The 14,151-nt window shown below is 51.5% G+C and carries 11 protein-coding genes; 6 read left to right on the forward strand and 5 right to left on the reverse strand.

What is annotated here, in order from left to right:
- Positions 1-1,658, reverse strand: a 1,658-nt coding sequence (ybaL, locus tag A7589_RS20160; protein WP_108188984.1) for a YbaL family putative K(+) efflux transporter, incomplete at its 3' end; no start/stop codon positions are given.
- A gap of 237 nt (positions 1,659-1,895) precedes the next feature.
- A complete protein-coding gene (gene fsr, locus A7589_RS20165; protein ID WP_001251623.1) occupies positions 1,896-3,116 on the reverse strand; it encodes a fosmidomycin MFS transporter in 1,221 nt (406 codons plus the stop codon).
- 220 nt (positions 3,117-3,336) lie between these two features.
- Here fsr and ushA point away from each other — a divergent pair, with 220 nt between their 5' ends.
- Positions 3,337-4,989: a bifunctional UDP-sugar hydrolase/5'-nucleotidase gene (ushA, locus tag A7589_RS20175; protein WP_108188985.1), complete on the forward strand. Its 1,653-nt coding sequence runs from the start codon at positions 3,337-3,339 to the stop codon at positions 4,987-4,989.
- 36 nt (positions 4,990-5,025) lie between these two features.
- Here the strand turns inward: ushA and ybaK are convergent, their stop codons facing one another.
- Both ybaK and A7589_RS20190 read right to left on the reverse strand, forming a co-directional pair.
- Positions 5,026-5,505 (reverse strand): Cys-tRNA(Pro)/Cys-tRNA(Cys) deacylase YbaK, encoded by a 480-nt coding sequence (ybaK, locus tag A7589_RS20180; protein WP_000186623.1) that lies wholly within the window; start codon positions 5,503-5,505, stop codon positions 5,026-5,028.
- A gap of 202 nt (positions 5,506-5,707) precedes the next feature.
- On the reverse strand, positions 5,708-6,502 hold the full coding sequence (locus A7589_RS20190) for a TraB/GumN family protein (RefSeq protein ID WP_000365168.1): 795 nt from the start codon (positions 6,500-6,502) through the stop codon (positions 5,708-5,710).
- A gap of 132 nt (positions 6,503-6,634) precedes the next feature.
- On the opposite strand from A7589_RS20190, the gene A7589_RS20195 reads away from it, so the two are divergent.
- Positions 6,635-6,937, forward strand: coding sequence for a type II toxin-antitoxin system RelE/ParE family toxin (locus A7589_RS20195; protein WP_000372162.1), 303 nt, complete (start codon positions 6,635-6,637; stop codon positions 6,935-6,937).
- A gap of 35 nt (positions 6,938-6,972) precedes the next feature.
- Positions 6,973-7,314, forward strand: a complete 342-nt coding sequence (locus A7589_RS20200; RefSeq protein WP_000806437.1) for a HigA family addiction module antitoxin — start codon at positions 6,973-6,975, stop codon at positions 7,312-7,314.
- Between the two features lie 57 nt (positions 7,315-7,371).
- Here the strand turns inward: A7589_RS20200 and copA are convergent, their stop codons facing one another.
- Positions 7,372-9,876, reverse strand: a complete 2,505-nt coding sequence (gene copA, locus A7589_RS20205; RefSeq protein ID WP_000084003.1) for a copper-exporting P-type ATPase CopA — start codon at positions 9,874-9,876, stop codon at positions 7,372-7,374.
- Positions 9,877-10,137: 261 nt separating this feature from the next.
- On the opposite strand from copA, the gene glsA reads away from it, so the two are divergent.
- The 3 genes from glsA to A7589_RS20220 all read left to right on the forward strand — a co-directional run bounded on the left by glsA (position 10,138) and on the right by A7589_RS20220 (position 14,062).
- Entirely contained in the window at positions 10,138-11,070 is a 933-nt protein-coding gene (gene glsA, locus A7589_RS20210; RefSeq protein WP_001278187.1) for a glutaminase A, read from the forward strand.
- A gap of 2 nt (positions 11,071-11,072) precedes the next feature.
- Entirely contained in the window at positions 11,073-12,365 is a 1,293-nt protein-coding gene (locus tag A7589_RS20215; RefSeq protein WP_000982145.1) for an APC family permease, read from the forward strand.
- 341 nt (positions 12,366-12,706) lie between these two features.
- Complete coding sequence (locus A7589_RS20220) at positions 12,707-14,062, forward strand: TolC family outer membrane protein (RefSeq protein WP_000113316.1); 1,356 nt, start codon at positions 12,707-12,709, stop codon at positions 14,060-14,062.
- The last annotated feature ends 89 nt before the right edge of the window (positions 14,063-14,151 follow it).

Below are 14,151 nucleotides of genomic sequence, written 5' to 3' on the forward strand. Positions count from 1 at the left end.
CCCGCCGGTGGCGTTTCCAGCAGTTCCAGCATAGTACGGGCGATTTCACGCTCACCCATCACCACCTGATTCGCGCCACGTTCGGTGATATACGCCACCTCATCGTCATAATGGGCGCGGGCGATAATCTCAATATCCGGGTTTTTGGCGCGAGCAGAGGCCACAATCTCGCCAGCTTCGTAACCGTTAGGAATGGTCAGAATCAGCCATTTTGCGCACTCCAGATGCGCCAGGTGCATAATCTCTTCATTCGCCGCGTTGCCCAGTACCGCGCGAACGCCACGCTCACGCAGTTCATCGACACGGGTTCGTGATGTTTCAATCACCACTAACGGAATATCAGAGGCGAGTAATTTCTCCCCCAGCAGACTGCCTACACGACCGTAGCCAACCAGTAGCGCATGGTTGCAAATATCCACCGGGATCTGCTTCTCTTCTTCGATAGCCTCTTCCAGCGTCTGTTCTTCCAGCGTTTCGGTCTTTGCCAGATATTTTTCCAGCAGCGCGAACAGCACCGGGTTGAGCATAATCGACAGGATCGCGCCTGCCAGTACCAGGTTTTGCCCGGCCTGCGGCAGTAAATTTAATGCCATTCCCAGCCCCGCTAGGATAAACGCGAACTCACCAATCTGCGCGAGGCTGGCGGCGATGGTTAACGCCGTGCGCTGGGAGTGACCAAACAACCGAACGAGGAACAGCGCCGCGACCGATTTACCAAACAGAATAATCGCCAGCGTTGCCAGCACCGCCAGCGGTTGCTGAATCAGAATTAACGGATCAAATAGCATCCCAACGGAGACGAAAAATAGCACCGCAAACGCATCGCGCAATGGCAGTGTATCATGCGCCGCGCGGTGGCTAAGTTCGGATTCATTCAGCACCATCCCGGCGAAGAACGCGCCGAGTGCAAAGGAGACGTCAAACAGTTCTACCGCACCAAAAGCAATGCCTAATGCCAGCGCCAGCACCGACAGGGTAAACAGTTCTCGCGAACCGGTTGCTGCGCTTCGCGCCATAATCCACGGCACCAGACGGCGACCCACTAACATCATAATGGCGATAAATGCCACCACCTTGCCGATGGTGATTCCCATATCAACCGCCAGCGTCGCAAAGCCCACGTCGCCCTGTTCCAGCATTCCAGCCACTGCGGGCAGCAACACCAGCGTCAGAACCATTACCAGGTCTTCCACAATCAACCAGCCGATGGCGATTTGCCCGCGCTGGCTGTCTATCAACTGCCGTTCTTCAAGCGCACGCAGCAGTACCACGGTACTGGCGGTAGAAAGACACAAACCGAACACAATGCCAGTCATTAACGACCAGCCGATCACGGCAGAAAGAGCCATACCCAGCAACGTCGCTACCGCTATCTGGGCGATCGCGCCGGGAATGGCGATGGACTTTACCGCCATCAAATCCTTGAGCGAAAAATGCAAACCGACGCCGAACATCAGCAGAATAACGCCCAGCTCCGCCAGCTCTGGTGCCAGTTTGGTGTCGGCAACAAACCCTGGAGTAAAAGGTCCTGCCAGCACGCCTGCTAACAGATATCCCACCAGAGGAGAAATACGCAGTTTATTAGCAATCATGCCGAGGATAAAAGCGAGCACAAGGCCGCCAACAATGGTGGTGATAAGCGGGGTGGCGTGATGCATTCCGTCTCCTGTTCCTGGTGGTTGTTGTCCATTTTTGGCTGGGAAAACCAAAATTACAGGTAATAGTTTATGACAATTTCATAGTTGATGTTTATGAATAATTGTTGAATTTTGCAGAAAAATGGAATTAACCGCAAAAAAGGCACGGATCGGAAAAGTGATAAGGTGTAGGAAGAGGAAAGGCTTATGGCTACTGTAAAATGAAGCAGCCAAAGTTTACCTTTGGCTGCCTGGAAATCAGGATTTATGCCGGTTATCAGGCAAGAATATGGTCAACATACCAAGAAGTGGAAGGAAAGCACAGATTTTATAAACTAACTCGATACTGGTATGGTCGGCGATAAGCCCCAGAACCGCAGCACCCAGCCCCCCCATACCGAAAGCGAAACCAAAAAACAGTCCAGAAACCATGCCTATACGCCCCGGAAGTAGCTCCTGAGCGTAGACCAGAATGGCAGAAAACGCCGAGGCGAGGATAAATCCAATAATCACCGTTAAAACCCCCGTCCAGTACAGGCTGGCGTAGGGTAAAATCAGCGTAAACGGCGCAACGCCGAGGATAGAGCCCCAAATTACATATTTTCGACCAATTTTATCCCCGACAGGCCCGCCAATCACCGTACCCGCTGCGACGGCAAACAGGAAGGCAAACAGATGAAGCTGGGCATTCTGGATGGATAATCCGAATTTTTGCATCAGATAAAAGGTGTAATAGCTGCTGATGCTCGCCATATAGAAATATTTCGAGAAAATCAGCACTAACAGCACGCAAACAGCCAGTACGACCTTATTACGCGGCAGTGGATTGATTATTATTGCTTTCGGTTTGCCTTTACTCATCCGATGCTGTGCAGAGTACCAACGGCTGATTTGCGCCAGAACCACTATAGCCAGCAACGCCGCCAGCACAAACCATGCAACGTTGCCTTTGCCGTAAGGGGCAATGATGACCGCCGCCAGCAATGGCCCCAACGAACTGCCAAAGTTACCGCCCACCTGGAAGATAGATTGCGCCAGGCCATGACGTCCACCAGACGCCATACGCGCCACGCGGGAAGATTCCGGGTGAAAGACCGACGAACCCGTACCGACCAGCGCCGCCGCCAGCAGAACCGTACCAAAACTACCCGCCAGCGCCAGCAGTATCAGGCCGCTCATGGTAAAGCACATGCCAATCGGTAATGACCATGGCATTGGGTATTTATCTGTCCAGTAGCCGACTACCGGTTGCAGCAGCGAAGAGGCGAGCTGAAAGGTGAGGGTAATCATCCCAATCTGCATAAACGTCAGGGAAAACTCTGACTGAAGCAGCGGATAAATCGCCAGAATTAGCGATTGGATCATGTCGTTCAGCAGATGCGAGAGGCTGATTGCGCCTAAAATACCAAATGATGTACGAGCCTTAGTGGTCGATGCAGCCGCGCCCGCCGCAGGCTGGGTTTGTTCACTCATTGCCATAGGAAAGTCACTTTTTCAGAGTTGCGATGTAAAGAATTATCTTATTTGTGATTATTACCCGACTAACATACCTGTATGCGCTGTCTGAAGGAAGTCTCAATGCTTAATACAGAATTTCCATTTTTGCATGTAGATTTACCATCACCGAACACAGACTTGTCTATTATGTCGCGTCATACTAATTTTCAACACGTTGATATCTGGTCAGGGAGAGAGAAATATGAAGTTTTTGCAGCGGGGTGTGGCATTAGCATTATTAGCCGCATTTACACTGGCGAGTGAAACCGCCCAGGCTTATGAGCAGGATAAAACCTACAAAATTACGGTACTTCATACCAACGACCACCACGGTCATTTCTGGCGTAATGAATATGGCGAATATGGTCTGGCGGCGCAAAAAACGCTGGTGGATGGTATCCGCAAAGAAGTCGCGGCTGAAGGCGGTAGCGTGCTGTTACTTTCAGGTGGTGACATTAACACTGGTGTACCGGAATCAGATTTACAGGACGCCGAACCGGATTTTCGCGGCATGAATCTGGTGGGTTATGACGCGATGGCAATCGGTAATCATGAATTTGATAACCCGCTCACCGTATTACGTCAGCAGGAAAAATGGGCAAAGTTCCCGTTGCTCTCCGCCAATATCTATCAAAAAAGTACCGGCGAGCGCCTGTTTAAACCCTGGGCGTTGTTTAAGCGTCAGGATCTGAAAATCGCGGTAATTGGCCTGACGACCGATGACACGGCGAAAATTGGTAACCCGGAATATTTCACTGATATCGAATTTCGTAAGCCCGCCGATGAAGCGAAGCTGGTGATTCAGGAGCTGCAACAGACAGAAAAGCCAGACATTATTATTGCAGCCACGCATATGGGGCATTACGACAATGGTGAACACGGTTCAAACGCACCGGGCGATGTAGAGATGGCGCGCAGCCTGCCTGCCGGATCGTTGGCGATGATCGTCGGCGGTCACTCGCAAGATCCGGTCTGCATGGCAGCAGAAAATAAAAAACAGGTGGATTACGTGCCGGGTACGCCTTGTAAGCCGGATCAACAAAACGGCATCTGGATTGTCCAGGCGCATGAGTGGGGCAAGTACGTGGGACGAGCCGATTTTGAGTTTCGCAATGGCGAAATGAAAATGGTCAATTACCAGTTGATTCCGGTGAACCTGAAGAAAAAAGTGACCTGGGAAGACGGAAAAAGCGAACGCGTGCTGTACACCCCGGAAATCGCTGAAAACCAGCAAATGATCTCGCTGTTATCCCCGTTCCAGAACAAAGGCAAAGCGCAACTGGAAGTGAAAATTGGTGAGGTTAGTGACCGCCTTGAAGGCGACCGCAGCAAAGTTCGTTTCGTACAGACCAATATGGGACGGTTGATTCTGGCAGCACAAATGGATCGCACTGGCGCCGACTTTGCGGTGATGAGCGGAGATGGGATTCGTGACTCCATCGACGCGGGTAACATCAGTTATAAAAATGTGCTGAAAGTGCAGCCGTTCGGCAATGTGGTGGTGTATGCCGACATGACCGGTAAAGAGGTGATTGATTACCTCACCGCCGTCGCGCAAATGAAACCAGATTCCGGTGCCTATCCGCAATTTGCCAACGTCAGCTTTGTGGCGAAAGACGGCAAACTGAACGACCTGAAAATCAAAGGCGAACCGGTCGATCCGGCAAAAACTTACCGTATGGCGACATTAAACTTCAATGCCACCGGCGGTGATGGTTATCCGCGCCTTGATAACAAACCGGGCTATGTGAATACCGGCTTTATTGATGCCGAAGTGCTGAAAGACTATATCCAGAAAAACTCGCCGCTGGATGCGAGTGCGTATGAGCCGAAAGGTGAGGTAAGCTGGCAGTAATCTGAAAGTGCCGGATGTTCGCATCCGGCACAATGCTTAATCGCGGCGGGCGATATCGGCAAATTTGGCATCGAGGATCTTCGCCAGATCGCCTGCCGCAAGTTCAATATCCAACCCGCGCTTGCCGCCGGAAACATAAATAGTGGCAAATTCTTGCGCGGGGGCATCAATAATCGTCGGCAGACGTTTTTTCTGCCCCAGTGGGCTAATTCCCCCAACCAGATATCCCGTCGAACGCTGCGCGACCATCGGATCGGCCATTTCCACTTTTTTGGCACCCAGCGCCTTTGCTACCTTTTTAAGATCCAGTTGGCCGGCGACAGGCGTAACGGCCACCGCCAGATGTTTCATATCGCCGTTCACTGCGACCAACAGCGTTTTGTACACCTGATCCGCATTCAACCCTAATTTTTTGACCACTTCATCGCCAAAGTTGGTTTCAGCCGGATCGTGATCGTAGGTATGAATCTGGAATGAAATCTTGTTTTTTTCGAGTAATTTAACTGCGGGTGTCATCGTAATTTTCCTGCCTCAAACAAAAAACGGAGAAAGCATACGCCTGATGGCGGCTCAAAAAAAAGAGTCATCTTGCCTAATAGTATTGGCAGGATGGTGAGATTGAGCGACAATCGAGTTACACCGTCGCTTAAAGTGACGGCATAATAATAAAAATATGAAATTCCTCTTTGACGGGCCAATAGCGATATTGGCCATTTTTTTAGCGCAACATTTGTGGCAAATTCCCTTCTCCATAAAGATGTAACGCACCGACCGCGACCACATAGCGCCCCGGTGGCATAGCGCGTAATTTATCCCGCCAGGCAAGATTTCGCCGATGCATCAGCACGTCGTACAGCGACTGGCTGAACGTATTGGGCAGTGTTATTTCATTATTTTGCGGCGGCGCATTCAGCCACCAGCTCATCATTTGTTGTAGTAGCCGTGCGTTGGTATGCCAGTGGGTCAGCGTATCGTCCAGCAGCGCCAGTCCTTTGTCGGGGAGCTGGAGCAACATGGCAATCTGGTTTTCTGCCCCTTCCAGTTCAATCACGGTTTTATGTTGTTGTTTCGCCGCCTGCAATAGCTGGTAATCGATACCATATTCAGCCCTCAGCCCCAGTTTTTGCGCCTGCGTCGCCTGAAGAACCATCGCGATTTGCCACAGTGGTTGGGTAGAAAAGAGCGACGGAGAAATGCCCATCTCCTGGCTGATGTGCTGCAGATTTTGCCATTGTTCTTCGCTGATGCGCTCTTCCAGCGCCTCGCAGGCAGGTAAATTAGCAAAAGGCGTATCGCTGGTGGAAACGTCCGCCTCGACAATCAGCGCATCGGCTTGTTTGAGCTTTTTAAGCAAACGGGCGGGTAGAGGAGCCATATCGTGGCTACCCATATGAATACTGCCAATCAGATGAAAATGGCGATTGCCGGTGAGAGAGATATCGATGGCAGGCCAGGTGTAATGATTACCGCGCAGCGCGGCCCAAAGTGTTTTTACCCGGTACAACAGATCCATACGACCTCCCTTTGTGAAATATCATGCTAGCGCGCGGGGAGGGATGGCGCAAATGGAGTTGATTGTTGCACTTGTGCACAGTGCTTGTGTGCATTATAATGATTAAATAATGGACAAGGAGATGAGAATGGAATGGATCAAAAAATCAACATAAGGAGTTTTCGTGATGCCTGGCTGGCTGATTTTTTTGTCCACTCAACGCCACATCGAAAGATCCCTGCTGAAATCCATAACGCGTTATCAAGAAAATTGGACATCATTAATGCTGCAACTTCTCATCGGGATTTACGTTCCCCACCAGGGAACCGGTACGAAGAGTTATCGGGGAAATTGCAGGAATACTCCTCCATTAGAGTGAATAAACAGTACCGACTGATTTTTAAATGGGTTAATGGCAAGGCCGAAGAATTGTATTTAGATCCACACGACTACTAAAACATAGCTGTCGCGATGACGAGAAAGGTAAAACCATGAAACAGGCAACAAGAAAACCGACGACACCCGGAGATATTCTGCTCTATGAATATCTGGAACCGTTCGATTTGAAAATCAATGAGTTAGCAGAGTTGCTACATGTTCATCGTAATAGCGTCAGTGCACTGATTAATAACAATCGTAAACTCACAACGGATATGGCATTTCGTCTGGCGAAAGTTTTTGATACCACAGTCGATTTTTGGCTAAACCTCCAGGCGGCAGTTGATCTTTGGGAAGTTGAAAACAACATGCGCACCCAGGAAGAATTGGGACGGATTGAAACAGCGGCTGAATATTTGGCACGCCGTGAAAAGCGAGCAAAGAAGGTCGCGTAGAATAATTTCCCCATAACGGATGCGCCACCCTAAAGCAGCGCATCCGCAATGACGTACTTATTCCTTCGGTTTAAACCGCAGCAACCGGTTGGCGTTACTCACTACGGTAATCGACGAGAGCGCCATTGCCGCTCCGGCAACTACCGGGTTAAGTAGCGTTCCGGTGAACGGCCACAAAATACCGGCGGCGACCGGAATACCGATACTGTTGTAGATAAACGCGCCAAGCAGGTTTTGCTTCATATTGCGCAGCGTCGCGCGGGAGATGGCGAGTGCGTCTGCAACCCCCATCAGGCTATGGCGCATCAGGGTAATCGCCGCTGTTTCAATGGCAACATCACTGCCGCCACCCATCGCAATACCTACATCCGCCTGGGCCAACGCCGGCGCGTCGTTAATGCCGTCGCCCACCATCGCCACCTGGCGTCCCTCGCTTTGCAGACGTTTAATCGCTTCGGCTTTACCATCCGGCAATACACCCGCAATCACTTCATCAATCCCTGCTTCTTTGGCGATCGCATTGGCGGTGGTTGGGTTATCGCCGGTTAACATTACCAGACGATATCCTGCTTTATGCAGGCGTTGCAGCGCCGCCACGCTATCGCTACGCAATGGATCGCGTACCGCCAACAGAGCCACCGCTTTGCCATCAACGGCCAGCAACACCGGCGTTGCGCCTTGTGATGCCTGGGCTGAAATATCAGCTTCAATCGCTTTCGTATCGACTTGCTGGTCATTTAACAGCGCCTGATTCCCCAGCAGCAGTGAATGGCCTTCCACTTCGCCACTTACCCCTAGTCCGCGCAATGTGCGGAAGCCATTGACCTGTGGCAGCGTGATATTGCCTGCTTTATCGAGGATCGCCCGTGCCAGCGGATGGCTGGAACCTTGCTCCAGCGCCGCCGCCAGACGCAACGCCTGCGCTTCATCAACATCAGAAAACGTTTTTACTGCGACAACCTGCGGTTTACCTTCGGTCAGCGTCCCGGTTTTATCGAACACCACGGTGTCGAGCGTGCTGGCACGTTGCAATGCGTCGGCGTCACGCACCAGCACACCAAATTCTGCCGCGCGCCCGACGCCGGAAATAATCGACATCGGTGTTGCCAGCCCCAGCGCACATGGACAGGCGATAATCAGCACCGTGGTGGCAATCACCAGGGTATAAACAATTTGCGGTGCTGGCCCAAAGAAATACCAGATTGCCGCACTGATCAACGCAATCACCACTACCACCGGTACAAATACGGCAGAGATTTTATCCGCCAACTGACCGATTTCTGGCTTACTGCTCTGGGCCTGGCGCACCATGCGAATGATCCGCGACAGCGTGGTATGGCTGCCGACTGCGCTGGCGCGAAACAGCACACTACCGTCCTGCACCACCGTCCCGGCATGAACGCTGTCGCCTTCGCCTTTTTGCTGTGGAATAGGTTCGCCCGTCAGCATCGCCTCATCCAGCCACGCTTCGCCCTGAGTGATTTCGCCATCCACCGGCACACGGTCACCGGTTGTCAGGCGCAGCAACATACCTGGCTGAACGTCTGCCAGCGGCACACTCTTTTCACCTTCGTCAGTGACCAGTCTCGCCGTCGGTGGGGTTAAATCGAGTAATTTCTCCAGCGCCTTCGATGAACGCTGGCGTGCACGCGCTTCCAGCATATGACCGAGGTTGATCAGACCGATAATCATCGCGCTGGCTTCGTAATAAAGATGCCGCGCTTCCATCGGGAACCACTGCGGCCACAGGTTAACGCTCATCGAATAGAGCCACGCCACGCCAGTACCCAGCGCCACCAGCGTATCCATCGTCGCCGCGCCGTTGAGCAGGCTTTTCCATGCACTGCGGTAAAAATGCCCGCCCGCGAAAACCATTACCGCCAGCGTTATCAGACCGATTACCAGCCACAGGCTGCGGTTGTCGGCGGTGACCATCATGTTATCGCCGATCATCCCCCAGACCATTACCGGGATACCCACCGCCAGGGCGACAATTGCCTGCCAGCGGAAGCGTTTCATGGTTGCGACGACAGTTTCTTGCTGGCGCTCACGGCGTTTAGCGTCATCTTCAATCGCTTCCGCGCCGTAGCCTGCTTTTTCCACCGCCTGCACTAAATCTTGTGCGGAGGCACTGCCCATCACCAGCGCAGTGCGCTCCGCCAGGTTTACCCGTGCCTGGGTGACGCCCGGTACGCTTTGCAGCGCATTTTGTACGCGGGTGACACAGCTGGCGCAGCTCATGCCGCTCAACAGCAACTGCTGGCTATCGTCGTCATCGGCGGTTGCTGCCGGAAGCTCCTCAGAAACCGCTGTCAGTGCTTCCGACGGGATTGATGACTCCGCCAGCGGTTTAGCCTTTGGGTGGCTTACAGATGCGTCATAACCCGCTTGCTTGATGGTTTCGATAAGCTGTTCCGCGCTGGCAGTACCGGTGACGTGCGCTTCCGTAATTGACACCTCTGCCTGCTCAACGTCCGGGCGCTGTTCGAGACTTTCTTTCACGCGTTTAACGCAGTGACCGCAGGACAGGCCGTCCAGGGTCAGGTCGATAGTTTGTGACATAACGTACTCCTTTAAGACAGTTTTGACTGACTGTGATAAAGGGTAAACCTTCCAGCAAGGGGAAGGTCAAGAAATTATTTCGTCGCGCAATGAAAACGCGGTAGAGATTAAAAAATTGGCTCAATTTGCATCAGGATCAGACATTTATCTCTTTGTTTTCCTGTGGTTAAGTTGCGGGTGCTAAGTTAAATCAGGATGCCTGAAAATTGGCATCGGGATGAGGAATAGCCTCCCGCATCTATAAAAAGGAGTTAACAACAGATGTCAGATGCAAAAAATTTACAGCAGGCAGTGGATCAGGCATATACCCAATTTCACTCACTTAACGGCGGGCAAAATGCCGATTACATTCCCTTTCTGGCGAATGTCCCCAGCCAACTGGCGGGGGTAGCTATTGTGACTTGCGATGGCAATATCTATCGCGCGGGTGATAGCGATTACCGCTTTGCGCTGGAGTCCATCTCGAAAGTCTGTACTTTAGCCCTCGCGCTGGAAGATGTCGGCCCGCAGGCGGTACAGGACAAAATTGGCGCTGACCCGACCGGATTGCCTTTTAACTCAGTTATTGCCTTAGAACTTCATGGTGGCAAGCCATTGTCGCCACTGGTGAATGCTGGCGCTATCGCCACTACCAGTCTGATCAAAGCCGATAATGCTGAACAACGCTGGCAGAGAATTTTACATATCCAACAACAACTTGCTGGTGAGCAGGTGGTGCTCTCTGAGGAAGTAAACCAGTCGGAACAGACCACCAACTTCCACAACCGGGCGATTGCCTGGCTGCTGTATTCCTCCGGATATCTCTATTGTGATGCGATGGAAGCCTGCGACGTGTACACCCGCCAGTGCTCCACGCTTATCAATACCGTTGAACTGGCTACGCTTGGCGCGACGCTGGCGGCGGGCGGTGTTAATCCGCTAAGCCAAAAACGCGTTCTTCAGGCCGACAATGTGCCGTACATCCTGGCCGAAATGATGATGGAAGGGCTGTATGGTCGCTCCGGTGACTGGGCGTATCGCGTTGGCTTACCCGGCAAAAGCGGCGTCGGTGGCGGCATTCTGGCAGTAGTGCCAGGTGTGATGGGTATTGCCGCGTTCTCGCCACCATTGGATGAAGAAGGCAACAGTGTTCGTGGACAAAAAATGGTGGCATCGGTCGCTAAACAACTCGGCTATAACGTGTTTAAGGGCTGATCATGATGAACACGGAAGGTAATAACGGTGACAAACCCCTGGGACTATGGAATGTGGTTTCCATAGGCATCGGGGCGATGGTAGGGGCGGGGATCTTTGCCCTGCTGGGGCAGGCGGCGTTGCTAATGGAAGCCTCGACCTGGGTCGCTTTTGCTTTTGGCGGCATTGTGGCGATGTTTTCTGGATATGCCTATGCGCGCCTTGGCGCAAGTTATCCCAGCAATGGCGGGATTATTGACTTCTTTCGCCGGGGATTAGGCAACGGTGTTTTTTCGCTGGCGCTCTCGTTGCTGTACCTGATGACGCTGGCGGTGAGCATCGCGATGGTTGCCCGTGCCTTTGGTGCTTATGCCGTGCAGTTTTTGCATGAGGGCAGCCAGGATGAGCATCTTATTTTGCTCTACGCGCTGGCGATCATTGCCCTGATGACGCTGTTCAACTCTTTAAGCAACCATGCGGTAGGGCGGCTGGAAGTGATCCTTGTCGGCATCAAAATGATGATCCTGCTGTTGCTGATTATTGCGGGCGTCTGGTCGCTGCAACCGGCGCATATTTCCGTCTCTGCGCCCCCCAGCTCCGGCGCGTTCTTCTCCTGCATCGGGATTACTTTCCTCGCCTATGCGGGCTTTGGCATGATGGCGAACGCGGCGGATAAAGTGAAAGATCCGGCGGTCATTATGCCGCGAGCATTTTTGCTGGCGATAGGCGTTACCACGCTGCTCTATATTTCCCTGGCACTGGTACTGCTTAGTGATGTTTCGGCATTAGAGTTAGAAAAATATGCTGATACCGCCGTAGCGCAGGCTGCTTCTCCACTGCTCGGGCATGTGGGTTATGTGATAGTGGTGATAGGTGCCTTGCTGGCGACGGCATCAGCCATCAACGCAAACCTGTTTGCGGTGTTTAATATCATGGACAACATGGGCAGCGAGCGCGAGTTGCCAAAGATAATGAATAGATCCCTGTGGCGGCAGAGTACGTGGGGTAACATCATCATCGTGGTGTTGATCATGCTGATGACGGCGGCGCTTAATTTAGGTTCCCTGGCCAGCGTTGCCAGCGCCACCTTTTTGATCTGCTACCTTGCGGTGTTTGTGGTGGCGATCCGTCTGCGTCATGATATTCACGCCTCGTTGCCAATTCTCATTGTCGGTATGCTGGTCATGCTGTTGGTAATCATCGGTTTTATTTACAGTTTATGGTCCCAGGGCAGCAGCGCACTAATGTGGATTATTGGCGCACTATTACTAAGCCTTATTGTGGCAATGGTAATGAAACGGAATAAAACCATATAAAATCTACCTGCGCGCAGTGCTTTCTGCGCTGCGCCTTTATTTTTTCTTAATCAAATCCTCCGTCTTATACCTTTAATAAATAAGTCACAAAAAAATGGTATATACAGGATAAAACTGTGATTCTTATCACTTCTTCCTATAGATTATTCTCAATGCGGATGATGGTAATCTGAAACTCGTAGTGTATTCTTAATAAATAACGTATAAGATTTTTAGCTGCATTTCTTTTAATAGGGGGAATAAAAACGAAAGAGATGCACAAGTTATTACCCTTCTTAAATAAAATGAGGCTGGTTATAAAAACCAGTTAAAATAATGACCTGGAAGGAAGTGACTTATCTATGGCGCGATTACAATTAAAAAACCGTAAAAATAAATGCCTGATATTTTTAATAAGTTTTATTGTGATGGGAGAAAACGCGCTTGCAGCGCCATTACCACAATGGGCTAACGCCCCTGCGGTTACGCCAGTTGCCAGTTTATCCTTACAGGAAAGTATATTACGCGCATTTGCGCGAAACCCCGACGTCACCCAACAGGCGGCGCAGATAGGTATTGGCGAAGCGCAAATCGATGAAGCCAAAAGTGCCTGGTATCCGCACATTGGCTTAACCGGTAACGCGGGGCCGTCCCGACAAACGGACTCCAGCGGCAGGCTTGATAACAACGTTTCGTATGGCATAACCCTGACGCAGCTAGTATATGACTTTGGTAAAACGAACAACGATATCAAACTGCAAACTGCCGCTCGTGACAGCTACCGCTTTAAATTGATGGCAACCCTAACCGATGTCGCAGAGAAAACGGCGACCACCTATATGGAAGTTAGCCGTTATCAGGCTTTGTGCGATGCGGCTCAACGCAATATTCACTCGCTGGAAAATGTCTACAACATGGCGGCACTGCGCGCCAACGCCGGCCTGAATTCATCTTCTGATGAATTGCAGGCTCAGACACGCATTGCCGGAATGCGCTCGACGCTGGAGCAATATCAGGCGCAAATGGCGAGCGCCAAAGCGCAACTGGCGGTGCTGACTGGCGTACAGCCGGAGGCGATAGCCGCGCCACCTGCGGAATTAGCCGAGCAGTCGGTATCGCTAAAAAATATTGATTACCAGTCCATTCCGCTGGTGCTGGCGGCAGAAAATTTACGCCAGTCGGCACAGTACGGCGTGGAAAAAACCAAAGCGCAATACTGGCCGACGCTCAGTATTCAGGGGGGTAAAACGCGCTACCAGACCAGCGATCGCTCGTACTGGGACGACCAGTTACAGCTGAACGTTAACGCGCCGTTGTATCAGGGCGGCGCGGTTTCAGCCCAGGTACAACAGGCCGAAGGGCAACAAAAAATCTCCGCCTCGCAGGTCGAACAGGCAAAACTGGATGTATTACAACGGGCATCGGTGGCGTATGCCAACTGGACTGGCGCACGGGGGCGCGAAGAAGCCGGTTTAGCGCAATCCGAAAGCGCACACAAAACGCGAGATGTGTACCAAAATGAATATAAATTAGGTAAACGCAGTCTGAATGATCTATTAACCGTCGAGCAAGATGTCTTTCAGGCGCAATCGGCTGAAATAAATGCCAATTATGATGGCTGGGTTGCCGCAGTAAATTATGCCGCTGCGGTTAATAACCTTATTCCATTAGCGGGAATTAAACAGGGCTTATACAACGACTTACCCGACTTAAAATAATCCTGCCATTATTAATATCAGGTAGGCATCGTTGTTGAGTTATTACCTTTGTCTTATTTAGATAAATGGACTCGCTAAGGATGTGCGCC

The organism is Escherichia sp. MOD1-EC6475 (assembly GCF_003046645.1).
In the GTDB taxonomy this organism is placed as follows: domain Bacteria; phylum Pseudomonadota; class Gammaproteobacteria; order Enterobacterales; family Enterobacteriaceae; genus Escherichia; species Escherichia ruysiae.

What these genes read in the sequence shown, in the direction of transcription:
- fsr (WP_001251623.1), bottom strand. Translation starts at nt 3,116, where the DNA reads ATGGCAATGAGTGAACAAACCCAGCCTGCGGCGGGCGCGGCTGCATCG.
- ushA (WP_108188985.1), top strand. Translation starts at nt 3,337, where the DNA reads ATGAAGTTTTTGCAGCGGGGTGTGGCATTAGCATTATTAGCCGCATTT.
- ybaK (WP_000186623.1), bottom strand. Translation starts at nt 5,505, where the DNA reads ATGACACCCGCAGTTAAATTACTCGAAAAAAACAAGATTTCATTCCAG.
- A7589_RS20190 (WP_000365168.1), bottom strand. Translation starts at nt 6,502, where the DNA reads ATGGATCTGTTGTACCGGGTAAAAACACTTTGGGCCGCGCTGCGCGGT.
- A7589_RS20195 (WP_000372162.1), top strand. Translation starts at nt 6,635, where the DNA reads ATGGATCAAAAAATCAACATAAGGAGTTTTCGTGATGCCTGGCTGGCT.
- A7589_RS20200 (WP_000806437.1), top strand. Translation starts at nt 6,973, where the DNA reads ATGAAACAGGCAACAAGAAAACCGACGACACCCGGAGATATTCTGCTC.
- copA (WP_000084003.1), bottom strand. Translation starts at nt 9,876, where the DNA reads ATGTCACAAACTATCGACCTGACCCTGGACGGCCTGTCCTGCGGTCAC.
- glsA (WP_001278187.1), top strand. Translation starts at nt 10,138, where the DNA reads ATGTCAGATGCAAAAAATTTACAGCAGGCAGTGGATCAGGCATATACC.
- A7589_RS20215 (WP_000982145.1), top strand. Translation starts at nt 11,073, where the DNA reads ATGATGAACACGGAAGGTAATAACGGTGACAAACCCCTGGGACTATGG.
- A7589_RS20220 (WP_000113316.1), top strand. Translation starts at nt 12,707, where the DNA reads ATGGCGCGATTACAATTAAAAAACCGTAAAAATAAATGCCTGATATTT.